22 protein-coding genes and 2 pseudogenes are annotated in these 22867 nt (G+C 72.2%); 15 read left to right on the top strand and 9 right to left on the bottom strand.

The genetic code is table 11. From position 1 onward, the window contains the following. Window positions 1-74: 74 nt before the first annotated feature. Window positions 75-524: a hypothetical protein gene (locus WBG99_RS01105; protein WP_338894473.1), complete on the bottom strand. Its 450-nt coding sequence runs from the start codon at window positions 522-524 to the stop codon at window positions 75-77. Window positions 525-761: 237 nt separating this feature from the next. Here WBG99_RS01105 and WBG99_RS01110 point away from each other — a divergent pair, with 237 nt between their 5' ends. Beyond that, window positions 762-2126, top strand: a complete 1365-nt coding sequence (locus WBG99_RS01110; protein WP_338894474.1) for an FAD-dependent oxidoreductase — start codon at window positions 762-764, stop codon at window positions 2124-2126. A 122-nt stretch (window positions 2127-2248) separates the two neighbouring features. Further along, window positions 2249-2869: an L-threonylcarbamoyladenylate synthase gene (locus WBG99_RS01115; RefSeq protein ID WP_338894475.1), complete on the top strand. Its 621-nt coding sequence runs from the start codon at window positions 2249-2251 to the stop codon at window positions 2867-2869. A gap of 22 nt (window positions 2870-2891) precedes the next feature. On the opposite strand, the gene WBG99_RS01120 is transcribed toward WBG99_RS01115, so the two are convergent. Together WBG99_RS01120 and WBG99_RS01125 are read right to left on the bottom strand one after the other, a co-directional pair. Beyond that, window positions 2892-3929 carry a DUF6745 domain-containing protein gene (locus WBG99_RS01120; protein ID WP_338894476.1) on the bottom strand — a complete coding sequence of 346 codons (1038 nt, stop codon included), beginning with the start codon at window positions 3927-3929 and terminating at the stop codon, window positions 2892-2894. 49 nt (window positions 3930-3978) lie between these two features. Then, window positions 3979-4305 carry a hypothetical protein gene (locus WBG99_RS01125; RefSeq protein WP_338894477.1) on the bottom strand — a complete coding sequence of 109 codons (327 nt, stop codon included), beginning with the start codon at window positions 4303-4305 and terminating at the stop codon, window positions 3979-3981. Window positions 4306-4544: 239 nt separating this feature from the next. On the opposite strand from WBG99_RS01125, the gene WBG99_RS01130 reads away from it, so the two are divergent. The 5 genes from WBG99_RS01130 (at window position 4545) to WBG99_RS01150 (ending at window position 9793) form a co-directional block, all read left to right on the top strand. Beyond that, on the top strand, window positions 4545-5513 hold the full coding sequence (locus tag WBG99_RS01130) for an STM4015 family protein (protein WP_338894478.1): 969 nt from the start codon (window positions 4545-4547) through the stop codon (window positions 5511-5513). 27 nt (window positions 5514-5540) lie between these two features. Further along, a complete protein-coding gene (locus WBG99_RS01135) occupies window positions 5541-6713 on the top strand; it encodes an STM4014 family protein (RefSeq protein ID WP_338894479.1) in 1173 nt (390 codons plus the stop codon). 61 nt (window positions 6714-6774) lie between these two features. Next, a complete protein-coding gene (locus WBG99_RS01140; RefSeq protein ID WP_338900165.1) occupies window positions 6775-7581 on the top strand; it encodes an STM4013/SEN3800 family hydrolase in 807 nt (268 codons plus the stop codon). After that, window positions 7578-8918 (top strand): STM4012 family radical SAM protein, encoded by a 1341-nt coding sequence (locus WBG99_RS01145; RefSeq protein ID WP_338894480.1) that lies wholly within the window; start codon window positions 7578-7580, stop codon window positions 8916-8918. Before WBG99_RS01140 ends, WBG99_RS01145 begins: the two co-directional genes overlap by 4 nt. Before the next feature lie 8 nt (window positions 8919-8926). Beyond that, entirely contained in the window at window positions 8927-9793 is an 867-nt protein-coding gene (locus tag WBG99_RS01150; protein ID WP_338894481.1) for an STM4011 family radical SAM protein, read from the top strand. A gap of 486 nt (window positions 9794-10279) precedes the next feature. Here the strand turns inward: WBG99_RS01150 and WBG99_RS01155 are convergent, their stop codons facing one another. Together WBG99_RS01155 and WBG99_RS01160 are read right to left on the bottom strand one after the other, a co-directional pair. Further along, complete coding sequence (locus tag WBG99_RS01155; protein ID WP_338894482.1) at window positions 10280-10984, bottom strand: response regulator; 705 nt, start codon at window positions 10982-10984, stop codon at window positions 10280-10282. Further along, entirely contained in the window at window positions 10981-12621 is a 1641-nt protein-coding gene (locus WBG99_RS01160) for a sensor histidine kinase (protein WP_338894483.1), read from the bottom strand. The genes WBG99_RS01155 and WBG99_RS01160 overlap by 4 nt, the downstream gene beginning before the upstream one ends. A 294-nt stretch (window positions 12622-12915) precedes the next feature. Between WBG99_RS01160 and WBG99_RS01165 the strand changes: the two genes are divergently transcribed. The 3 genes and pseudogenes from WBG99_RS01165 to WBG99_RS01175 all read left to right on the top strand — a co-directional run. Continuing rightward, a complete protein-coding gene (locus tag WBG99_RS01165; protein ID WP_338900166.1) occupies window positions 12916-13899 on the top strand; it encodes a tripartite tricarboxylate transporter substrate binding protein in 984 nt (327 codons plus the stop codon). Next, window positions 13896-14213, top strand: a pseudogene (locus WBG99_RS01170) (tripartite tricarboxylate transporter TctB family protein); the annotation flags it as partial. The gene WBG99_RS01165 and the pseudogene WBG99_RS01170, both read left to right, overlap by 4 nt. Before the next feature lie 15 nt (window positions 14214-14228). Beyond that, a pseudogene (locus tag WBG99_RS01175) lies at window positions 14229-14487 on the top strand (tripartite tricarboxylate transporter permease); the annotation flags it as partial. Window positions 14488-14519: 32 nt separating this feature from the next. Here WBG99_RS01175 and WBG99_RS01180 read toward each other — a convergent pair. Next, window positions 14520-15044: a hypothetical protein gene (locus tag WBG99_RS01180; RefSeq protein WP_338894484.1), complete on the bottom strand. Its 525-nt coding sequence runs from the start codon at window positions 15042-15044 to the stop codon at window positions 14520-14522. A 315-nt stretch (window positions 15045-15359) separates the two neighbouring features. Here WBG99_RS01180 and WBG99_RS01185 point away from each other — a divergent pair, with 315 nt between their 5' ends. Together WBG99_RS01185 and WBG99_RS01190 are read left to right on the top strand one after the other, a co-directional pair. After that, a complete protein-coding gene (locus WBG99_RS01185) occupies window positions 15360-17276 on the top strand; it encodes an AMP-dependent synthetase/ligase (protein ID WP_338894485.1) in 1917 nt (638 codons plus the stop codon). 340 nt (window positions 17277-17616) lie between these two features. Further along, on the top strand, window positions 17617-18864 hold the full coding sequence (locus tag WBG99_RS01190; protein WP_338894487.1) for a DUF4032 domain-containing protein: 1248 nt from the start codon (window positions 17617-17619) through the stop codon (window positions 18862-18864). 15 nt (window positions 18865-18879) lie between these two features. Here the strand turns inward: WBG99_RS01190 and WBG99_RS01195 are convergent, their stop codons facing one another. Next, window positions 18880-19752, bottom strand: a complete 873-nt coding sequence (locus WBG99_RS01195) for a universal stress protein (protein ID WP_338894488.1) — start codon at window positions 19750-19752, stop codon at window positions 18880-18882. Window positions 19753-19811: 59 nt separating this feature from the next. On the opposite strand from WBG99_RS01195, the gene WBG99_RS01200 reads away from it, so the two are divergent. The 3 genes from WBG99_RS01200 (at window position 19812) to WBG99_RS01210 (ending at window position 21525) form a co-directional block, all read left to right on the top strand. Continuing rightward, entirely contained in the window at window positions 19812-20165 is a 354-nt protein-coding gene (locus WBG99_RS01200) for a VOC family protein (protein WP_338894489.1), read from the top strand. 174 nt (window positions 20166-20339) lie between these two features. After that, a complete protein-coding gene (locus WBG99_RS01205) occupies window positions 20340-21317 on the top strand; it encodes a threonine/serine dehydratase (protein ID WP_338900167.1) in 978 nt (325 codons plus the stop codon). 43 nt (window positions 21318-21360) lie between these two features. Then, window positions 21361-21525, top strand: a complete 165-nt coding sequence (locus WBG99_RS01210; RefSeq protein WP_338894490.1) for a hypothetical protein — start codon at window positions 21361-21363, stop codon at window positions 21523-21525. A gap of 27 nt (window positions 21526-21552) precedes the next feature. Here WBG99_RS01210 and WBG99_RS01215 read toward each other — a convergent pair whose 3' ends face one another. Together WBG99_RS01215 and WBG99_RS01220 are read right to left on the bottom strand one after the other, a co-directional pair. Continuing rightward, the gene (locus WBG99_RS01215) at window positions 21553-22371 is read right to left on the bottom strand and encodes a DUF1206 domain-containing protein (RefSeq protein WP_338894491.1); all 819 of its coding nucleotides are present in this window, start codon (window positions 22369-22371) and stop codon (window positions 21553-21555) included. After that, a complete protein-coding gene (locus tag WBG99_RS01220) occupies window positions 22371-22757 on the bottom strand; it encodes a hypothetical protein (RefSeq protein WP_338894492.1) in 387 nt (128 codons plus the stop codon). Before WBG99_RS01220 ends, WBG99_RS01215 begins: the two co-directional genes overlap by 1 nt. Between the last annotated feature and the right edge of the window lie 110 nt (window positions 22758-22867).

A 22867-nucleotide genomic window follows, 5' to 3' on the forward strand; every position in this document is an offset into this window, starting at 1 on the left:
CGGCAGAGCCGTGCCATCGCTCGGGAAGCGGCGTCGGGCCGCTTCCCGAGCGAGGCGTCCGTGACGCGGGCGCGTCAGATACGGCCGCCCGTGAGCCGGGTGAGCGGGCCGTGCACATGACGTTCGGCACGCCGGCCGGCCGCGTAGGAAGCGGCGGTCAGCGCGGTGAGTCCGGCGCCCACACCGGCGGCGACGAACTTGCGCTGGGCGAGGGCGGTCACGGCCGTCTTCGCGGTGGCGGCCACCTGTCCGGAGGCCTGGACCACCGCCTGGCGGCCCGCCTCGACGCCCTTGACCGCACTGTGCACGGCGCTGCTCGTGCTGTCGGCCGCGCGCTTGGTCGTGTCGGCCGCCCGTCCGGCGCCGACCTTGGCGGACGACGCCGCGTCGTCCATCTTGATCTCGGCCGTCTTCGCGGTTTCGGTGGCCGGGGCCGTCGCCTTGTCGGTGCTCCGGCGGGCCTTGGAGGCGGCCGTCTCGGCGGACGCGGTGTTCTCGTTGGTGTCCTTGTTCGTTCGACTCATGGGAACCGCGTTGCCGTTCGCCGCGCGGGCAAACACAACTCGCGCCGTCGGCCGTGTCCGGTCGTCGGCCCCTGCCTCGCCGCCGTCCGCGCGGAAGCCCTCATGCACAAGAGCGGACGCCCTCATGGCATAAGACCGGCTTATGAGGTCATAGACCGGACCCGTGTACCTGGTAAGGGTTGCCTCAGTTTAGGGTTGCCGTCGAGTCGCTTGTCTCCGCTCGAAGGGAACCTGAACATGCCCCGCCCTCTGCGGGTAGCCATTGTCGGAGCCGGACCCGCCGGGATCTACGCCGCCGACGCGCTGCTGAAGTCCGACGTGGCCACCGAGCCCGGTGTGTCCATCGACCTCTACGAGCGGATGCCCGCCCCGTTCGGACTGATCCGTTACGGCGTGGCCCCCGACCACCCCCGCATCAAGGGCATCATCACGGCCCTGCACCAGGTGCTCGACAAGCCGCAGATCCGTCTTTTCGGCAACGTCGACTACCCGGCGGACATCAACCTGGACGATCTGCGCGCGTTCTACGACGCCGTGGTCTTCTCCACGGGCGCGACGGCCGACCGCGCGCTCGACATCCCCGGCATCGGCCTCGACGGCTCGTACGGCGCGGCCGACTTCGTCTCCTGGTACGACGGCCACCCGGACGTCCCGCGCACCTGGCCCCTGGAGGCCGAGAAGGTCGCCGTTCTCGGTGTCGGCAACGTCGCGCTCGACGTGGCCCGCATCCTCGCCAAGACGGCCGACGAGCTGCTGCCGACGGAGATCCCGGCGAACGTCTACGAAGGCCTGAAGGCCAACAAGGCGCTGGAGATCCACGTCTTCGGCCGCCGCGGCCCGGCACAGGCGAAGTTCTCCCCCATGGAGCTGCGGGAGCTGGACCACTCCCCCACCATCGAGGTCATCGTCGACCCCGAGGACATCGACTACGACGAGGGCTCCATCGCGACCCGGCGCGGCAACAAGCAGGCCGACATGGTCGCCAAGACCCTGGAGAACTGGGCGATCCGCGACGTCGGCGACCGTCCGCACAAACTGTTCCTGCACTTCTTCGAGTCGCCCACCGAGATCCTCGGCGAGGACGGCAAGGTCGTCGGTCTGCGCACCGAGCGCACCGCCCTCGACGGCACCGGCAACGTCAAGGGCACCGGCGAGTTCAAGGACTGGGACGTCACCGGCGTCTACCGCGCGGTCGGCTACCTCTCGGACAAGCTGCCCAAGCTGCCCTGGGACGTCGAGTCGGGCACGGTCCCGGACGAGGGCGGCCGGGTCGTCGAGGAGACCGGCGCGCACCTGCAGTCGACGTACGTCACCGGCTGGATCCGGCGCGGTCCGGTGGGCCTCATCGGGCACACCAAGGGCGACGCCAACGAGACCGTCGCCAACCTCCTGGACGACTTCGCGAACGGCCGTCTCCACGAGCCCTCCGCGCCCGCCCCGGAGGCCGTCGACGCCTTCCTCGCGGAGCGGAACGTCCGCTTCACGACGTGGGAGGGCTGGTACAAGCTGGACGCCGCCGAGAAGGCGCTGGGCGAGCCGCAGGGCCGCGCGCGCGTGAAAATCGTCGAGCGCGAGGACATGCTGCGCGAGAGCGGCGCGTAGGGCTCCGCCCCGGAGTCGTGGGGGACTGCGGACCGCTCGAAGCCGCGGGTCGTTCGTGGCTGGTCACGCAGTTCCCCGCGCCCCCTGATGGGCGCGCCCTGTCGGAGGCATAGGCTCGGCGGATGGCCAAGTACTTCGACGTGCATCCCGACAATCCCCAGCCGCGCGCCATCGGTCAGGTGGCCGACAGCATCCGCGCGGGTGGGCTGATCGCGTATCCGACCGACTCCTGCTTCGCACTGGGGTGCCGGCTGGGCAGTCGTGACGGCATCGATCGGATCCGTTCGATCCGGCAGCTCGACAGCCGTCACCACTTCACCCTGGTGTGCGAGAACTTCGCGCAGCTGGGCCAGTTCGTACACGTCGACAACGACGTGTTCCGCGCCGTGAAGGCCTCGACGCCCGGCAGTTACACCTTCATCCTCCCCGCGACGAGGGAGGTCCCCCGCAAGCTCCTCCACCCCAAGAAGCGGACCGTCGGCGTGCGCATCCCCGACCACCGGGTGACCCAGGCCCTGCTCGCCGAGCTCGGCGAACCGCTTGTCTCCAGCACGCTGCTGCTGCCCGACGAGGAGGAGCCGCTGACCCAGGGCTGGGAGATCAAGGAACGCCTCGACCATCTGGTCGACGCCGTGGTGGACTCCGGTGACTGCGGCACGGAACCGACGACCGTCATCGACTTCTCCAGCGGCGAGGCCGAGATCATCCGCAAGGGCGCGGGCGACGTCTCACGGTTCGAGTGATGTCCGGGGGCGGCGCCGGCGCTCAGGTCTGCCGGAGCGGCTCGTACGCCTCGGCGCTCAGGCCGAACGTCCAGGCCACCCCCTCCCGGGCCGTGGTCGTCGTGGGCGGCACCCGCAGCCAGTAGGTACGGCTGGTGCCGTCCGGCTCGGGCGTGGAGTTGACGACCTCCACCATCACCACGTCCTCGTCGCCGGGCAGGGCTATCCGCCACAGCACACCGCTCTCGTCACGGTGCACCGGTTTCGCCCCGGACTCCTCCAGGTAGCGGTCGTAGCCGTAGTGCTCCAGCATCACGCGGCGCAGCTCGGCGTTCTCCTCCGCGCGGATCTCCGCGGGGGTCAACGCGCCCAGCCGGTCGAGGAATCCACCGGGTACGGGCAGACCGCGCCAGGCGTGCAGGGCGAAGCCGTCGGCGTAGGCGAGCGCGGGTCCGTCGCCCCGGTCCAGGCGGCCCGCCTCGTCGCGGTGGAGCTCCACGGGCCGCTCGGCGACGACCGCGACGTTCTCGTACGGCCACCACCAGCCGGCCGTACGGGCAACCTCGGTGAGTCCGTCGAGGCGGGAGTCGGTGTCCGACGCCGCGTCGAGGGCGGCCAGCCAGGCCGCGTCGTGCTGGCCGAGGACGGCGTCCAGGAGGAGGAGCCGGACGTGGATCTCCTCCTCACGGCCGGCGGGGGCCAGGGCTTCGACGACGCCGGCGCGGACGCGGTCGACGAGCGGCCGGGTCGTCTCCCACAGGACGGCGCCCGTCGCCCGCCAGTGATCGCTCCAGCCGGTGGGCCCCAGCCGCGTGTGCAGCCGGTCGCGCCCGGCGGCGACCGGTCCGGTGCGGACGGCGTCGCGGACGCTCGGCCCGGTCACCGGCAGCGGCCCGCCGTCCTGAGCCGGTGCTCCCGACAGCAGGCGTACCGCTTCCAGGGGCGAGCGGGCCCACGCGATCCGCTCGGGCTCCCGCAGCCCCGCCCGCCGATAGGCGAGCCGTACGCCCGCCTCGGCCCGTGCCCGGTCGCCCGCTCCGGTCGCCGCCGCCACCGCCCGCCAGCTCAGCTGGTCCGTCACGCCGTTCCTCCTCCTCGTCGTTGTCCGGTGCCGCACATCCGCCGCCGTGTCAGTCCGCGACGATCCGCACCGAGCCCGGTACGTACTCGCGCTGCCGTATCACCCGGTACCAGCCCTTGGGCAGGGAGATGGCCGCGTGTTCCTCGTGGACGACACGGGCGCCCTCCGGCACGTGCAGCAGCATCGGTCCGAAGAGGCTCGCGTCGAGGACGAGGCGGCCGGGGCCGACGACCGCGTGGGCGTGGCCGGTGACCTCGCCGAGGGCGAGGACGAGCCGGCCGCGCCCGTCACGCGGTTCCGAGGAGGCGTCGAGCGCGGTGTCGGGCACGGCGCTCTCCGCCAACGGCACGATCAGGACGTCTCCTTGCCGGTACATGGGTCTCCCTCCCGTCGGGCACGCGCTGTGCCACGAAAGGACCGTAGGGCCAGCCACTGACAATCGGCCCGCGCACAGACGTTCGTCCGCAGGACAGGGGCCCGCCGCACGCGTTGTCAGTGGGGCTTGGTAGAACTCCCGTACCCGGCTGCGCGGTGTGCGTTCCGGGTGCGCGACGGGCGGACCGGGCACGGGCTCGGCTCCCGCCCACGGACCTGGGACGAAGGGGCGGGGCACACATGACCATCGGGAGCCATCTGAGAGAGTTCCACGACCTGCCGGTGCACGAGTTCCCCGACTCGGTGAGCGGTCCCGAGGACGCCGGGGACCTGCCCGCTCCCGAGTCGGTGGCCTGGCGCATCGCCGTGCAGACGTACGACAGCGAGGAGGAGTGGGAGGACGCGTTCGCCCGGTTCCTCGCCTCCGTCGACACCACCGGGGTGCGGGCGGTGGTCGTGGGTGCCTGGAGCGAAGCGTACGACAAGGGCCCGGAGAAGGTGATCGAGGCCCTGGTGGCGGCCAAGGACCGGCTGCCCGCGCTGCGCGCGCTGTTCCTCGGCGACATCGTGATGGAGGAGTGCGAGATCTCCTGGATCAACCAGGGCGATGTGAGCCCGCTGCTGAACACCTTCAGCGAGTTGGAGGAGTTCGGTGTGCGCGGCGGCCAGGGGCTCGTCTTCCCGGCGGTGCGGCACGAGCGGCTGCGGACGCTGGCGGTGGAGACCGGCGGCATGCCCGCCGAGGCGGTCCGGGGCGTCGCGGCAAGCGATCTGCCGGCCCTCGTCCACCTGGACCTGTGGCTCGGCACGTCCGAGTACGGCGGCGACTCGGAGGTGGCCGACCTGGCACCGATCCTCGCGGGCACCCGGCTGCCGGCCCTCAGGCATCTGGCGCTGCGCAACAGCGAGACGCAGGACGACATCTGTGCGGCGCTCGCCGCCGCCCCGGTGGTGGCCCGTCTCGACGTCCTCGACGTGTCGATGGGCGTCCTCACCGACGACGGCGCGACGGCCCTGCTCACCGGCCAGCCGCTCACCCACCTCACCGAGCTGGACCTGCACCACAACTACCTCAGTTCGGCGATGCGCGACCGCCTCCGCGACTCGCTGGAGGCCGAGGGGGTCCAGGTCGACGTCGATGTCGACGACGCCGAGTCGGACGAGGACGACGACGGCACGGTCTGGCGCTTCGTCGCGGTCGGCGAGTGAGCGCGTGACGACGTGAGGGGGGTCGCTGTGTCCGGTTGGACCGGTGCGGCGGGCGCGGGGCCCGGCCCGCACAGGTGGGTGGTCGTCGGGAACGGGGAGAACCGGCGGGTCGGGCTGTTCGCCGCTGCGGCCGAGGCGGCCGGCGTGGGCGTGCCGCGTGTCGTCGAATGGCGGGACGTGCTGCGCGACGGCGGCCACGACTTCGCCGCCGACGAGGTGGTACGGCTGGACTCGCCGGGTGAGAACGCCGAGGTGGACCGGCTGCTGCGGGGCGTCGACGATCCGACTCGGGTGGAGGGCTCGGCCCTCTGGTACGCCCGGTTCCTGGCCGCGGTGCGGTCGTTGCGGGGCGGGGTGCGGCTGGACGGTACGGCGGATCTGGCGGTGCTGTTCGACAAGCGGCTGTGCCATGCCCGGCTCGACGCGGCGGGGGTGCCGGTGCCGCCGTCACCCACCTCCGGCGGCGTGCTGCCGGTGCGCGGCTGGGACGACGTACGGGCGGTGATGCGGGAACACGGCATGCCGCGTGTCTTCGTGAAGCCGGCTCACGGCTCCTCCGCGTCCGGCGTGCTGGCCGTGGAGTCGGCGGCGGGCGGGCGGATCAGGGCCACCACCCCGGTGGAGGTGGCCTCCGGTCGGCCGCCTGCCTTGCTGCGGCTGCACAACTCCCTGCGGGTCCGGCGCTACACGGACGAGCGGGAGATCGCCGGCATCGTCGACGTGCTCGCGGCCGACGGGCTGCACATCGAGCGCTGGCTGCCGAAGGCGTCCGCCCACGGCAGGTCCGCCGATCTGCGGGTCCTGGTCGTGGCGGGCAGGTCCACTCACGCGGTCGTCCGCACCAGCCGTTTCCCCCTGACCAACCTCCATCTCGGCGGGGCCCGCGGCGATCTGGCGTCGGTCGTGGACGCGGCGGGCGACCGCTGGCGGCAGGCGCTCGACATCTGCGAGCGGGCGGCGGCCTGCTTCCCGGACACCCTGTGTGTCGGTGTGGACCTGCTGCCGGCGATCGGCTGGCGCCGGTTCGCCGTCGGCGAGGTCAACGCCTTCGGCGACCTGCTGCCCCGGCTGACCGGGCTGCCGGGCGGCCCCGCGGACGGCCTGGGCACCTACGCGGCACAGCTCGCGGCCGTACGCGGCGCCCTGTCCCCGCCGCCCTCACACGCCCCGCAGGCAAGGAAAGACCATGCACCCATCTGACACGGCCGACCCGGCCCGCCGGCCGGCCGAGGCCGCGCCGGCGTGCGACCCGAACCCCGACATGAACGCGGTGGTGGGGCGCGACGACCTGCTGCTGCTCACCCTCGACACCCTGCGGTACGACGTGGCCGCACGGCTCGCGGCGGAGGGCCGGCTGCCGAATCTGGCCGCCCGCCTGCCGGGCGGCACCTGGGAGAGGCGGCACGCGCCCGGCAGCTTCACGTACGCCTCGCACCAGGCGATGTTCGCGGGTTTCCTGCCGACGCCGGCGGCACCGGGGCCGCATCCGCGTCTCTTCGCGGGCCGGTTCGCCGGCAGTGAGACGACCGAAGGGCGCACCTTCGTCTTCGACAGCCCCGATCTGGTGTCGGCGCTCGCCGAGCACGGTTATCGCACGGTGTGCGTCGGCGGTGTCGGGTTCTTCAACAGGCAGGGGGCGCTCGGCAGTGTCCTGCCGGGCCTGTTCCAGGAGAGCCACTGGGAGCCGGAGTTCTCCGTGGCGTCACCGACGTCCTTCGAGTCCCAGGTGGCCCGTGCCGAACGAGTCGTGGCAGAACTGCCCGTCGAGCAGCGGCTGTTCCTCTTCCTCAACGCCTCGGCACTGCACCAGCCGAACTGGTTCCATCTGCCGGGCGCCACGCGCGAGGCGGGCGACAGCCTGGTCACGCACGCGGCGGCCCTGGAGTACATCGACCGGCACGTCGGCCGGCTCTTCGCCGCGATGAGTTCGCGCCGCCGCTGCTTCGCCGTGGTCTGCTCCGACCACGGCACCGCGTACGGCGAGGACGGATACACCGGGCACCGCCTCGGCCACGAGGCCGTGTGGACCGTCCCCTACAGCCACTTCTTCCTGGAGCCGCCCGCATGACCCTGACGGAGACACCGGTGCGACCGTACCAGCACTACGTGTACGCCTACCCGCACAAGACGGCCTACCGGGAGTTGCCCGGCAACCCGCTCCTCGCCGACCTGTGGGCCGCGGAGTCCAGACAGGCGCTGTCGCTGTACGCGCACATACCGTTCTGCGAGGTGCGCTGCGGCTTCTGCAACCTCTTCACGCGGATCGGTGCGCCGGACGGACTGACCGGCCGCTATCTCGACGCCCTCGAACGGCAGGCGATCGCGGTACGGGAGGCGCTCGGGGACGCGGGGCCGGCGCGGTTCGCGAACGCCGCCTTCGGCGGTGGTACGCCCACCTACCTTCGGGCCGCCGAGCTGGAGCGGCTGTGTGACATCGCCGAGCGGCACATGGGTGCGGACCTGCGGACGATCCCGCTGTCCGTCGAGGCCTCCCCCGCCACGGCGACCGGCGACCGGCTGGCCGTCCTGGCCGAGCGGGGCGCCACGCGGCTGAGCCTCGGCGTGCAGAGCTTCGTGGAGGAGGAGGCGCGTGCGGCCGTACGACCGCAGCGGCGGTCCGATGTGGAGGCGGCGCTGGCGCGAATCCGCGACACCGGCATCCCGGTCCTCAACATCGACCTGATCTACGGCATCGACGGGCAGACGGCGGCCAGTTGGCGGCTGTCCCTGGACGCGGCCCTGGCCTGGCGGCCTGAGGAGGTCTACCTCTATCCGCTGTACGTACGGCCGTTGACGGGCTTGGGACGAGGCGCGGACCCGGAGGTCGCTGACCGCGACTGGGACGAGACGCGGCTGCGCCGCTATCGCGAGGGCCGGGACCACCTGCGCGCGCAGGGCTACGAGCAGGTCTCCATGCGGATGTTCCGCCGCGCGGACGCCCCGCCGCAGGGTCCCGACGACTACGCGTGCCAGACCGACGGCATGATCGGCCTGGGCTGCGGAGCCCGTTCGTACACCTCGACGCTGCACTACTCCTTCGACTACGCGGTCGCCATGCGGGAGATCCGCGGCATCATCGACACCTATACCGCCACCGAGGACTTCAGCCGGGCGGTGCACGGCCGCGAGGTCGACGAGGACGAGGCGCGGCGCCGCCATCTGCTGCAGTCGCTGCTCCAGGCGCGGGGGCTGCCGGTGGCGGACTACCGGCAGCGGTTCGGGTCCGACCCGTACGCGGACTTCCCGGTGGAACTGGAGCGGCTGGCCGGGCGCGGCTGGCTGGCGGAGGCGGGCGCGGGCCTGCTGAAACTCTCCGCCGAGGGGCTCGCCCACTCGGACGCCGTCGGCCCCGGCTTCTTCTCCCCCGCCGTACGGGCCGCGATGGCCGAGTACGAGCTGAGGTGACGGGCACCATGGACCTGACGATCCTCTATCGCGGCCCCCTCGCCTCCTGCGACTACGACTGCCCCTACTGCCCGTTCGCCAAGCGCCGCGACTCGACCGCTCGGCTTCGGGCCGACCGCGCCGCCCTGGACCGTTTCACCACGTGGGCGCGGGCGCAGACCGGTGACCGGCTCTCGGTGCTCTTCACACCGTGGGGCGAGGGGCTGGTGCGCTCCTGGTACCGGCGCGCGCTGGTCGACCTCTCCCACGAGCCGCACATCGACCGGGTGGCGATACAGACGAACCTCAGCTGCCGCACCGAGTGGCTGGCGGACGCCGATCCCGCCACGGTGGCCCTGTGGTGCACGTACCACCCGGGGCAGACCCCGTACGAGCGGTTCCTGGCCAAGACCCGGCGGCTGTCCGGGGCGGGGATCCGCTTCAGCGTGGGGATCGTCGGTCTTCCCGAGCACCTGGAGCACGCCCGCCGACTGCGCCGGGAGCTGCCGGCGGAGGTGTATCTGTGGGTGAACGCCGCCGAGGGGCGCACGTACACCGACGAAGAGGCCGCGCTGTGGGGTGACTTGGACCCCTTGTTCCACTTCAGCCGCCATCCGCACCGCTCGGCGGGCCGCCTCTGCCGTACCGGCTCGACGGTCGTGTCGGTGGACGGCGAGGGAACGGTACGGCGCTGCCACTTCGTCAGGGCCGGACTCGGCAACCTCTACGACGGTTCCTTCCGCGCGGCACTCGCACCCCGCCCGTGCCCGCTGACCGTCTGCGACTGCCACATCGGGTACGTCCACCTCGAAACACTCCCGCTGTACGACGTCTTCGCGGGCGGTGTCCTGGAACGCGTACCGAGCATGGATGTGCGGGTGACAGGGACCAGGTGACAGGACGACGAAGCCAGGAAGCGAGTTCTCCATGACCTCAGCGGTCGACAAGGGTGTGGGGACACGTCGTCTCCGCCCGGTGCCGGACGCGGCGGTACGGCTGCTGGCAGTCGGGCGGCACCGACGGTGCGGTCTTCGAGGTCGAGGTCGAGGACGCGGAGCTGGCGCAGCTGGTGCTTTTGGCGCTGCGCGGCGACTACAAGGCCCTGGAGACGTACGAGCCGCGCCCCGGGGACCGGCTGAACTGTCCGGTCACCGTCCTGACCGGCGACGACGACCCGGTGACCACGGTGGCGGACGCGCGTGCCCTGAGAGGCCACACCGACGGGCCGGCCGAGCTGTGTGTTTCGCGGCGGCCATTTCTACCTCGACGACCGGCCGCGGGAGGTCGTCGGCCTCGTACGGCGGCACCTGGGGCTGTGTCCCACGGGCGGCGGGTTCCCGCCCCCGAGCCGTCACACACACCCCGGACTGTCCGCCGTACCGTCACACCCGCCAGCTGTACCGCCGCTCCGGACGCCCGGCCACCCCGTAGCGCAGCGACACGTCCGCGCTGCCGGTGCTGTGGAAGTACTCCAGGTAGCGGCGGGCGCTGACGCGGGAGATGCCGGTGAGGGTGGCGCACTCGGTGGCGGAGAGGGTGCCGTCGGCGCCGCGGAGGGTGCCTTCGATCAGTTCGGCGGTCTCGACGCTCATGCCCTTGGGCAGGCCGCCGGCCGGCGCGGCGGGTGCGGCGGCTCCGGCCAGCACGCGGTCGACGTCGGCCTGACCGCGTACGACGGTGGTGAGCAGTCGGCCGCGCTGGGCGGCGTACCGCTGCAGCCGGGAGCGCAGCTCCTCGAACTCGAAGGGTTTGAGGAGATAGTCGACGACGCCGTGGCGGACCGCGCCGCGCACGCTGTCGGCCTCCCGGGCGGCGCTGATGACCATGACGTCGCAGTCGTGTCCCGCGGCTCGCAGCCGGGGTATGACGTCGAGACCGAAGACGTCGGGGAGGTACAGGTCCAGCAGGACCAGGTCGGGGCGGAGTTCGTCGACGGCCGTGACCGCCTGTTCGCCGGTGCTGGCGACGCCGACGACCCTGAACGGCTCGACGCGTTCGACGAAGGTGCGGTGGACGCGGGCCACCATGAAGTCGTCGTCGACGACGAGCACGTCGATCGTGCCGGGCGCTCCGTTCGTGCCGCTCATGGTGTGGCTCCTTCCGCCACCGCGTCGGTGAGGTGGCTGACGGTCATGCGGGCGGTGAACATGGCCCCGTCGGGGGTGTTCGTGACCGAGACCTCGCCGCCGTGCCGTTCGCAGACCAGGCGGGTGAGGGCCAGGCCGATCCCGCGTTCGCCTTCCCGCGCCGCCTTGGTGGTGAAACCGTGCGCGAAGACCTCGCGGGCGAGTTCGGGGGTCACGCCGGGGCCCGAGTCGCGGACGACGATCTCCACGCTGGAGGCGTCCTGGCGCAGCTCCACCTCGACCCAGGCCTCGCGGCCGTCGGCACCGCCCCAGGGCTCGCGGTCGTCGGACACACCGGTGGTGGCCGCCGCGTCCACCGCGTTGTCGACGAGGTTGCCGATCACGGTCGCCACGTCGGCGGCGTCCTCCGGGGCGAGCCGGTCGAGTGCGGTGCTGTCGGAGATCCGCAGGGTGACCCGGCGTTCGGCGGCGAGGGACGTCTTCGCCATGAGCAGGGCGGCCACGGTGGTGTCGCGGACGCGTCGGCTGAGGGTGACGTCGAGGGAGTGGCGGCGCCGGCTCAGCGCGCGGATGTAGTGGACGACCTCGTCCTGCTCGCCGATCTGGATGAGCCCGGAGATGGTGTGCAGCTGGTTGGCGAACTCGTGCGCCTGGGCCCGCAGCAGTTCGGAGGAGCTGCGGAAGGAGCCGATCTCGCGTTCGAGGCGGGCCAGCTCGGTACGGTCCCGCAGGGTGGTGACCGAGCCGAGGTGGCGGCCGTCCTTGGTGACGGTCATCCGGTTCATGACGAGAACCCGCCCCCGGCGTATGACGACCTCGTCTCGCTGGTGGGAGGCGTCTTCCTGCGCCCCGGCCAGCACGTCCCGCAGCCGTCCCTCGACGCCGAGGTCGGCCAGGCTCCTGCCGACACAGTCCTCCGGCAGGTCGAGCAGGCGCCGTCCCATCTCGTTGACGAGGGTGAGCCGGTGGTGCGGGTCCAGGGCGATCACGCCCTCGGCGATGCCGTAGAGCATGGCCTCGCGGTGTTCGGCGAGGCCGGCGATCTCGCGGGGCTCCAGGCCGAGGGTCTGCCGTTTGACGCGGCGGGCCAGCAGCCACGAGCCGACGAGGCCGAGGCCGCTGGCGATGCCGAGGTAGGCGAGGAGGTACGAGGAGGCGCCGCTGAGGCGCTGCCACACGGTCGGGGAGGCCTCGCCGATCATCACCGTGCCCAGGAGCCGGCCGAGGTTGTCGTTCGTCGCGCCGAGCACGGGCACCTGGGCGACGAGTTCCCGGCTGCCGTCCAGGGTCAGTGGGCCGGACCAGCCGCGGCCCGCGGCGGCGCCCTCGCCGGTCGGCATGGGGTCGCCGATCACGGTGGGGTCGGTGGAGCTGACGATCCGGCCGTGGGCGTCGGCGACGATGACCGAGGTCACCCCCGACTGGGTCTGGACGGAGTTCACCAGGGGTGCAAGCGCCTCGTGCGCCACCGGCCGTGCGAGCCGGTCGCGGACCAGGGGGTTGGCGGCCAGCTGCTCGGCGAGCGCGGTGACCCGACGGCCCTCGACCCGGTTGAAGGTCCGCGCCGACTGGGTGAGCGAGACCGCGGCGACCGCCAGCAGCACCACCACGACGATGGCGAGCTGGAGGACCAGCATCTCGCCTGCGAGGGTATGGCGACGGAACACCACGACGGACTCTTCTCTCGTGCCGACCACGTCGGCGTCTCGCCGCTCAGGTGCGGCTTGTACGGTGGGTCGCACAATCATGGCCCTCACGTGCGGTCAGGGAAAGAGACGTGTGGGGGACGTGCCCATAAGGTGACAGGGGCCGTGACCACAACGACCACAACCTCCGTTGCCTCCGCAACCGGGCCGGGCCGCCCCCGCCTGGGCACGATGTGGCACAGGTCACTCTCTCTCCTTCGACTCAACCGACAGGTGGTGGCATTCGTGCGGCTGCGCACCCCTCTCGCCCTGCTCGGGGCCGCCGTGCTCCTGATCGTGGGGCCGCCACTGCTGACGACCGGCGGCGGTGCCGAGACCGGCACGCAGATCCCCGGTCTGCGCTTCATGGTGCCGAACACGCCCGGCGGCGGTTACGACATCACGGCCCGCACGGCCGCGAAGAACGCCGAGGACGCCGGGGTCACCGACACCATCGAGGTGTTCAACCTGCCCGGGGCCGGTGGGACGGTCGGGCTGAGCCGGCTGGTGAGCGAGCACGGCAACGGCAAGCTGGCGATGTCCATGGGGCTCGGCGTGGTGGGTGCCGTCCGCTCCAACGACGCGCCGAAGACCCTCGCCGACACCACCCCGATCGCCCGCCTCACCGAGGAGCAGGACGTCGTGGTGGTCGCCAAGGACTCGCCGTACAGGACGATCGACGAGCTCGTCGGGGCGTGGAAGGCGGCGCCAGGCACATTGCCGGTGGGCGGCGGGTCGGCGCCGGGCGGTCCGGACCATCTGGCGTCGATGCTGATGGCGCGGGCGGCGGGGATCGCGCCGAAGGACGTCAACTACGTCCCGTTCGACGGCGGCGGTGAACTGCTCGCGTCGGTCCTGGGCAACAAGGTCGCCTTCGGAGTGTCCGGGGTCAGCGAGTACCTGGGCCAGATCAAGGCCGGGGAACTGCGGCTGCTCGCGGTGACGGGCCCGAAGCGGGTGCACGGGCTGGACGCGCCGACCCTCCAGGAGGCCGGTTACGACGTGGACTTCACCAACTGGCGCGGCGTCGTCGCCCCGCCCGGGCTCACCGGGGCCGAGCGCGACAAGCTCACCCGGCTGTTCGAGGGGCTGCACGACTCGCCGGAGTGGCAGCGGTCGATGAAGCAGAACGGCTGGGACGACGCCTTCCTGACCGGTGACGAGTTCAGCACGTTCCTGGACGCCCAGGACAGACGTGTGGTGTCGGTACTGAAGGAGCTGGGGCTGTGACGACGGACACCACCGGCATTCCCCCGGCACCCGCGGACGAGCGCCGTACTCCTGGCTGCGCGGCCACTTTGAGTTCGGTGTCCGCGTGCTGCCCGCCCACGGCGTCCTGGTCCTGGCCGACGCGCTCGCCATGGACGTCGGCCTCGCCCGGCGCGGTCCCGTCGGCCCGAGGACCCTGCCGGTCGTGGTCGGCGGCGGACTGCTGCTGATCGCCGCCCCGCTCGCCGTGGACGGGCCACGCGGCAGCCGCGACCGGCGAGGACGTCGACCTGCCGGGGCCCGCCGACGGGCGGACGGTGCCGCTGCTCGCCGGGAGTGGGCCTCGTCGGGTGATCGTGCCGATCATCGGCCTGATCGGGTTCGGCATGCGCCGCTATGGCCTGCCGGTGCCGCCCGCCGTCATCGGTGTCATCCTCGGCCCCGACGCCGACACAGCAGCCGCGGCGCGCCCGGCAGGTCAGCGACGGCAGCGTCACCGGCCTGGTGACCACGCCGTTCTCCGTGACGGTGTGCGTGATCGTCGCCGTACTGCCGGCCCGGCCGCCGTTGAAGCGGCTGGTTCGACCGCGCAACCGCCGGGGCCGGTGAGCCGGACGCGACGGTGAGCCGCCGCATGCCGTTCAGCCCGCACCGCGCTCCGCCTCCTCGTGCAGGAACGCGCTGATCTGCCCGACGATGCCCTCCCGGCCCGCGCCGCCCGCCGGGTCGAGGAGGTCCTCGTCCACGCCGATGCCGCCGGACCACAGGTACCGCTCGGTCCACTCCTCGTCGGCGCGCAGCTGGACCTGGATGTCGAACTGGGTGAGGTGGGCCTCGGGGGCGGCGGCGTACAGGACGGCGGTGGCGCGGCGCAGGGGGTAGAGGTCGAAGCCCTCGATGAACCGGGAGTTTCGCCAGTCGAGGAAGGCGCTCTCACCGTCGAGGCCGGTGCGGATGTCGAGCTGGCCGTCCTCCAGGTGGAGGCCGACGTGGTCGGTGCCGCGGTTCTCCACCGTCACCCGGAACCGGAAGTACGTGAGTCCCTCGGCGGCGTCGTCGCGCCCCCGAGGGGGCTCCGCGCACTCCACGCCGTGGACACGCACGCGCAGGCCGGCCAGGTCGCCGTCGTACTCCTGCCAGTCCCCGATCACGTTGGGCTCGCGCACCGTCCACCTCTCCACATCGGCGGGACACCTCCCGCACTCGCGCGCACCACAGTGCCACACGCGTCGGACGTACCGGGTTCGGGGCATTACCGCCGGTCAGCCGTGATCAAGCCGTGTGCAGCGCCGATTCCCGGGAGGGCACGGCCCAGGGGGGCTTACACGTGCCGCACATCACGTCCACCGCCCACCGTGCGCGGATGAGACGGCGACTTGCCGATTCCCCGCACGGGCGTCGGCGGCATGCGCTACGTTCGATCACTGCCGGTTAGCGCACCATCGGCGAGGTCGCGTGCAGGGAAGGTTCTGGAGCGTCGCATGGGGAACTTCGGCATGGTTCCGCCGACGGGCCCGGCCATGGCCGGAGGGCTGGCCGACTCGCTGTTCGAAACGGCGAACCGTGATCCCGCCCTGCCGCAGATCGCGCGCCGCGACATCGCCTCCCCGGGCAGCTGGACACGCGTGAGCGCGGTCGAGACGCGGGACGAAGTGGTCGAGCTGGCCAAGGGGTTGGTCGCGTCCGGGATCCGGCCGGGCAACCGGGTGGCCGTGATGGCGCGGACGCGTTACGAGTGGACGGTGCTCGGTGTCGCGCTGTGGTGCGTGGGTGCCGAGATCGTGCCGATCTATCCGACGTCGTCGCGCGACCAGGTCGAGTGGATCCTCAGGGACGCGGCCTGCGTGGGCGTGGTGGTCGAGGACGACCTGGGCGTGATGACGGTCGGCTCGGTGTGCGCCCGCCTCCCGCTGCTGCGGCATGTCTGGCAGTTGGACGCGTACTCCCTGCCACAGCTCGTCGAGGCCGGCCGGGACGTGCCGGACGCGACGGTGGACTCGCTGCGCCGCATCGTCATGCCGGACTCCACCGCGGTGATCGCCTACACGTCCGGCACGACCGGCCGTCCCAGGGGCTGCGCGCTTTCCCACCGCAGCCTCGCCAGCCCCTGCGACGTGCTGCTCGCCGGATGGCGGCACACCGCCGCCATGTCCGGTGAACAGCCGGCGGTCCTCGCCTTCCTGCCGTTCTCGCACGTCTACGGCCTCATGATCCAGGGGATGTGTCTGCGCGGCGGCCTGCTCCTCGCGCACGAGCCGGAGTCGACCGTGGGTGCGCTGTCCGCCGCGCTGCTGTCGTTTCGGCCCACGTTCCTCTTCGGCGTCCCCTACGTCTTCGAGAAGATCTACAAGAACTTCCTGCGCAAGGCGCAACAGACGGGCCGGGGCCCGCTGTTCGAGCGTGCGGTGCGCGCCGCCCAGGACTACGCGCTCGCCGCCGAACGGCAACGCCTGGAGACGGGACCCGGCCCCGGCATGGACCTGAAGCTCCAACACGCCGTCTACGAGAAGACCGTGTACCGCAAGCTGCGGGCGGCGCTGGGCGGACGGGTGCGCGGCGGCTGTTCCGGTGGCTCCCCCCTCAACCGTGATCTGGCGCTGTTCTACGCCGGTATCGGCATCCTGGTCCACGACGGGTACGGCCTGACCGAGACCGCCGGGGGCATCACCGCCCAGCCGGTGGGCCGGGAGAAGTTCGGCACCGTGGGGCGCCCGCTGCCGGGTACGGAGATCCGGGTGGCCCGGGACGGGGAGATCCTGGTCAACGGACCGTCGGTGTTCCAGGGGTACGTCAACGACGAGACGGGCACCCGGGCCGCGCTCCAGGACGGCTGGCTGGCCACGGGGGACCTCGGGCGGCTCGACAACGAGGGGTATCTGTCGATCACCGGCCGCAAGAAGGAGATCATCATCACCAGCGGGGGCAAGGGCGTGGCCCCGGCGCCGCTGGAGGAGCAGCTGCGGATGCATCCGCTGATCCACCAGGCGGTGGTCGTGGGCGACAACCGGCCCTGCGTGGGCGCCCTGATCACCCTGGACCCGGAGTTCCTGGCGCACTGGCGGGGGTCGTTGTCCGCCCCGGGTGAGCTGCTGGGCCGGGAGGCGCGGGAGGAGAACGCCCTGCGGCAGGAGGTGCTGCGCGCGATCGCCGGCGCCAACAGCACGGTCTCCCGCTCGGAGTCGATCCGCGTCTTCCGTATCCTGCCCGAGCCCTTCGACCTCGCCAACGGCCTGCTGACGCCGTCGATGAAGCTGCGCCGGGACACCATCGTGCAGCGGTACGGGGCCGAGATCGAGGCGATGTACGCGACCTCCTCGCGGGCCGCCCGCCGGGCCCCGTCGGAGGAGAGCGCGAGCTGGGACGACTCGGACGACGTGTTCCGCCGCGCCCGGCCCTGACCGCTCGCCTCCGCCGGAGCCTGAATCACCCGGCCGGCCGCCGATGGTCCGTTCCGCCGCCCCTGACTTCGATCAATCGAACAGGGCGACTCCCAGTGGCGCGTCCGGGGGCCGGAAAGGCTACTGACCACGGTGGTGGCACTGGGCGGTGGGGTGTTTCTGCTCGGCGCGGCCATGCTCCGGCTGGAGACCCGTCTGGCTTCGGCGCGCGGAACGGCGACCACAGGCCGGGCCGTTGTTGACGAAACGGTCCTCCGGATGCGGAGATGCTCCAGGCAGAGGCGGGAGACCGCCTGCCCGCGAGCACTCCGCACCACCGTGAGACGAAGGCAGAGGACCCATGGCACTGCAGATCAGCGCCACCAACCCGGAACACCCCGCGCTGCTGCTCGAACTGCCGTGGCATGTGCCGCTGGAGGAGTGGCCCGAGCACCATCTCGTGCCCCTCCCCCGGGGCATCTCCCGCCACGTCGTGCGCTACGCCCGCGCCGGCGGCGAGGTCGTCGCAGTCAAGGAACTCGCCGAGCGGCCCGCCCTGCGCGAGTACGAGCTGCTGCGCGACCTGGACCGGATCGGCATCCCCGCCGTGGACGCCCTCGGTGTGGTCACCGGCCGCCTCGACGAGGCCGGCGATCCGCTGGAGTCCGTGCTGATCACCCGGCATCTGGGCGGCTCGATGCCGTACCGCTCGATGTTCGAGACGACCATGCGCCCAGCCACCATGCACCGCCTGATGGACGCCCTCGCCGTGCTGCTGGTGCGGCTGCACCTCGCCGGGTTCGCGTGGGGCGACTGCTCGCTGTCCAACACGCTGTTCCGGCGGGACGCGGGCGCGTACGCCGCGTACCTGGTGGACGCCGAGACGGGCGAGGTGCACGCGCGGCTGAGCACCGGGCAGCGCGAGTACGACCTCGATCTCGCCCGGGTCAACATCAGCGGTGAACTGCTGGACCTGGAGGCGTCCGGTGCGCTGCACCCCTCGGTGGACCCGATCGACTTCGGCGACGAGATCTGCGCGCGCTACCAGAAGCTGTGGCAGGAGCTGACGCGTACGTCGGTGTACCCGGCCGGGAAGTACCACTACATCGAGCGCCGGATCCGGCGACTCAACGACCTCGGTTTCGACGTCGCCGAGATGCAGATCGAGCACTCCGGCAACGGTGACACGGTGACGTTCGTGCCGAAGGTCGTCGACGCCGGCCACCACCAGCGGCAGTTGCTGCGGCTGACCGGCCTGGACACCGAGGAGAACCAGGCCCGGCGGCTCCTGAACGACCTGGAGAGCTGGATGGCCACCCAGGACGACCACGCCCCGGGCGACCCCCTCGGCGCCCGCCCCGAGGTGCTGGCCCACCGGTGGGTGCGGGAGGTGTTCCGTCCGACCGTGCGGGCCGTCCCCCTCGAACTGCGCGGCTCGATGGATCCGGCGGAGATCTACCACCAGCTCCTCGAACACCGCTGGTACCTGTCCGAGCGGGCCCAGCACGACATCGGCCTGGACACGGCGGTGAAGGACTACGTCGACAACGTCCTGCCGCGGACGCCGGCGGTGCTGCCGCCGACGGTGGACGACTTCACCCCGAGATGAGCCGCCGGCCCCGGGTCACTCGTGCGGGATCACGGCCACCGGGCAGCGCGCGTGGTGCAGGACGCCGTGGGCCACCGAGCCGATACGGGCGCCCACGGCCCTGCGGCGGGCACGGCGGCCCACGACCATCAGCTGGGCCCGCTGTGCCACGGACAACAACACCTGCCCGGCACTGCCTATCTCGACGTACGGGGTCACCGGCACGTCGGGGAAGCGCTTGCGCCACGGCTCCAGAGCGGCGGACAGGGCCTTCTTCTCGTACGGCTCCAGGCCGCCGGCCTCGTCGAGGAGCTTCAACGAGCCGGGGCTGTACGTGTACAGCGGCGGCAGGGTCCACGCGCGGACCGCGCGCAGGGCGGCGCCCCGGGCAGCCGCGGTCTCGAACGCGAACCGCAGCACGTCGGCGCTGTCCTCCGGCGAGCCTTGCTGGCCCACGATGATCTCGCGCCCGCCGGCTTCGCCCGCGGGACTGTCCTCGGCGCGGACGAGGACTACGGGGCGCGGCGACTCGGCGATCACCTGCTGTCCGACGGAGCCCAGCAGGAAACCGACCACGACGCCATGCCCGCGCGAACCGAGCACCAGCGTCTCGGCGTGCTCGGCGGCGGCGACCAGCGAGGCGACCGCCGGGCCCTCCACCAGGTCCGTCGTCACCTCCAGTTCCGGGTGCCGCTCGGAGACGTCGCGCGCCGCCTCCGCCAACGCCTGTCCGGCCCAGTGCGCCTGTCCGTCCCGGTCCACGGTGATCGCCTCCTGCGGCTCCCACCGCCACGCGTGGAGCACCCGCAACGCCAGGCCCCGGCGTACGGCCTCCCGGCCGGCCCACGCCAGCGCGGCGAGGCTCTCGGACGTACCGTCCACTGCGGCGGTGATCGGGCGCGTCTTCATCGGCCACCTCTCTGTGTCACGTCACGGCTCACGAGCCCAGTCTTCACTACCCTTGCCGCATGACCTTGGAGTGGGAGCAACTGGTGGTGGACTCGGCCGATCCGGTGGCCCTGGGCCGCTGGTGGGCCGAGGCGCTCGGGTGGGTGGTGGTCGACGACTCCCTCGAGGAGTACGAGATCCGTCCGGCCCCGGACCGCCTTCCCGGCATCCTGTTCGGGACCGCCCCGGAGCACAAGACCGTCAAGAACCGCCTGCACCTCGACTTCCGCCCCGTCGACCAGGCGGCGGAGGTCGCCCGCCTCCTCGCCCTCGGGGCCAGGCACGCGGACGTCGGGCAGGGTGACGAGGCATGGGTCGTGCTGGCGGATCCGGAGGGCAACGAGTTCTGCGTACTCGCCGCGCGCAGGAGCTGACGCCGCCCGTACGGTCCGGGAGCAGGCCGTACGGTCCGGAGCCTTGCGGCTCTCCGGGACCGAGCGAGGCGGGACGCTCGAACATACGATGGGCCCTCCGGTCGATCAAGGCCGGGAGGGCGGGCGCCCGGGACACCGGTCGTCACCGAGGCAGTGTGGAACGGGGTGGACACGTTGATCGGGATCGTCGAGATCCAGGCGGCGGCCGAGAGTATCGCCGGGCATGTGGTGCGGACGCCGACAGTGCGGAGCCCGGGGTTGTCCGGGTTCCTCGGTGTTCCGGTCACCACGAAGCTGGAACTGCTCCAGCGCACCGGCTCCTTCAAAGCGCGGGGCGCGACGGCGAAGCTGCTGTCGCTGACGGACGCCGAGCGCGCGGCCGGTGTCGTGGCGGTCAGCGGGGGCAACCACGGGATCGCGCTGGCGCACATGGCGTCCGCGCTGCACATCAAGGCGACCGTGGTGATGTCGAGGACCGCCCCGAAGCGCGCCGCCGACCTCGTCGAGGCGGCCGGTGCGTCGCTGCGGCTCACCGACGGAATGGCGGAGGCGTTCGCGCTCACCGAGCGGTTGCGGTCGGAGGGCCTCACTCTCGTCCACCCGTTTGACGACCCGCTGGTGATCGCCGGGCAGGGCACCGTCGGCCTGGAGTTCACCGCGGACGCCGACGAGGTCGGGGGTACCGGCGCGCTCACCGACGTGCTCGTCAGCATCGGCGGTGGCGGGCTCATCGCCGGTGTGGCGGCTGCCTTCAAGGCCCTCCGCCCGGACGTCCGCGTCTGGGGCGTGGAGACCGTCGGCGCCTCGGCCATGGCCGAGGCGGTGGCGGCGGGCGGTCCCGTGACGGTCTCCCTCTCCTCCATCGTCACCACGCTCAGCGCACCCTCCGCCTCCCCGCTCACCTACGACCATGTGGCCGCCCTCGTCGAGGACGTCCTCGTGGTCCCGGACGCCGAAGCGGTCCAGGGCGTCCTCGACCTCGCCGAGCACGCCAAGGTGTGGGCGGAGCCCGCCGCCGGATGTCTGCTGCCCGCCGCACGTCAGGTGCTGGAACGCGTCGGCGACGGTGCCCGCCTCGGCCTCGTGGTGTGCGGGGGCAACGCGACCACGGCCGACATCATGGACTGGGCACGGCGATTCGACCTCCGATGACGCCGAACGACCGCCGGTGACTTCCCGAACGGATCCAACATCCTTGTCCTGCAAGGCACTTGAAGCAGGACCGGAGTCCTTCGACGACGGCGAGGGGCCGGGCTGGGACGGGGCGGTGGAGATCCTGGACCGGCTCGATCCGCACCGGGTGTACGGGAGCGCCTTCTTCGACCGGCTGTTCCGTAAGCGAATCCCGTGCCCGGCGTGAGACCTCGTCATCCGGCCGGTGGCCGCCTCAGACCCGACGCCAGCGCGCCATGGCGAACGAGAACAGGCCGAACAGGACCAGACCCGCCGCGACACACACCAGAAAGGCGGGGCCGGCCGGAGTGTCGACGAAGGAGCGCAGGGTGTCGTCGAAGCCCTTGGCCTCGTCCGGTTCGTACGCGATCCCTGCGCGGACGGCGAAGACGCCGGCGGTGGCGAACACCAGGCCGCGCGCGACCCCGCCGGCCACACCGGTCACATCGACGACCCGGCGGGTCCGGCGGGACATCTCACCGAGCCGCAGGTGCTTGTGGTACGAGCGCATCGCGGCCCGTACGCCGATCCATCCGCCCGCGACGATCACCCCGACGCCCGCCACGCCCACGAGCCACTGACCGCCGGGGAGTTCGAGGGCCCGGGCCGTCACGTCCCGGGACTGCTCGTCGGAGCCGCCACCGCCGTTTCCCTCACCCGCCGCGAAGACCAGCACCGAATAGGCGACGAAGGCGTAGAAGACGAAGCGCGCGGCGGACACGAGCCGCTTGGTGGGCTTGCGGCCGTCCGGTCCCGCCGCGCCTGACACCGCCTCCGACAGCCGCCACAGCGCCATGCCCACCAGGCCGATACCCAGCGCCCACAGCAGGACGGAGCCCAGCGGCTTCTCGGCGATCTCCGCCAGCGCGCCCTGGCGGTCGGCCTGCTCCGAACTCCCCCTCAAAGCGATCTGCAAGGCCAGTGACCCGACCAGCAGATAGATGACACCGCGCGCGGTCAGTCCGGCCCGGGCCGCGCCCTCCGTCGCCGAACCCCGTGCCGCCCGCCCGCTCCGCACCCCCAGAGTCGTCATCAGCCGCGCTCCTCCCGCCCCTTGACCCGCAGCTGGAGCTGCACCTCCTGGTCACCCGCCTCCGCGCCCACCTGGTGCACGGCGTAGGCCTCTTCCAGGGCCGCCCGCAACAACCGCACGGCGGGCGGACTGCCCTGCACCTCGACCGTGACGGGCGAGGACAGCGGTTCAGGCTGTTCCCCCGTCCCGGCGGGGACAGCGGCCGTGTCGTACATGCCGGTCCACATCGTCGGCCGGTCGGTGCCGCTCTCGTGCGGCGGATCGTCGGGGCGCCGGTCCGACTCGAAATGGGCGCGCAGGCAGGCGAAGACACGTTCGGCGTCCCGCGCGGAGCAGTCGCAGAGCACGACCTCGACCTGGGACACAGGCAGGCTGGGCAGGATCACGAGTGTTCTCCCTGGTGTGGACGACAGTGTGCGGGTACCCCCATGGTGTGCCCGAAACAGGGCTCTCGCAGGTCGCGCGAGAGGCCGCCCGCCGAGGGCGAGGCCGACGC

The organism is Streptomyces sp. TG1A-60, assembly GCF_037201975.1.
Lineage (GTDB): Bacteria > Actinomycetota > Actinomycetes > Streptomycetales > Streptomycetaceae > Streptomyces.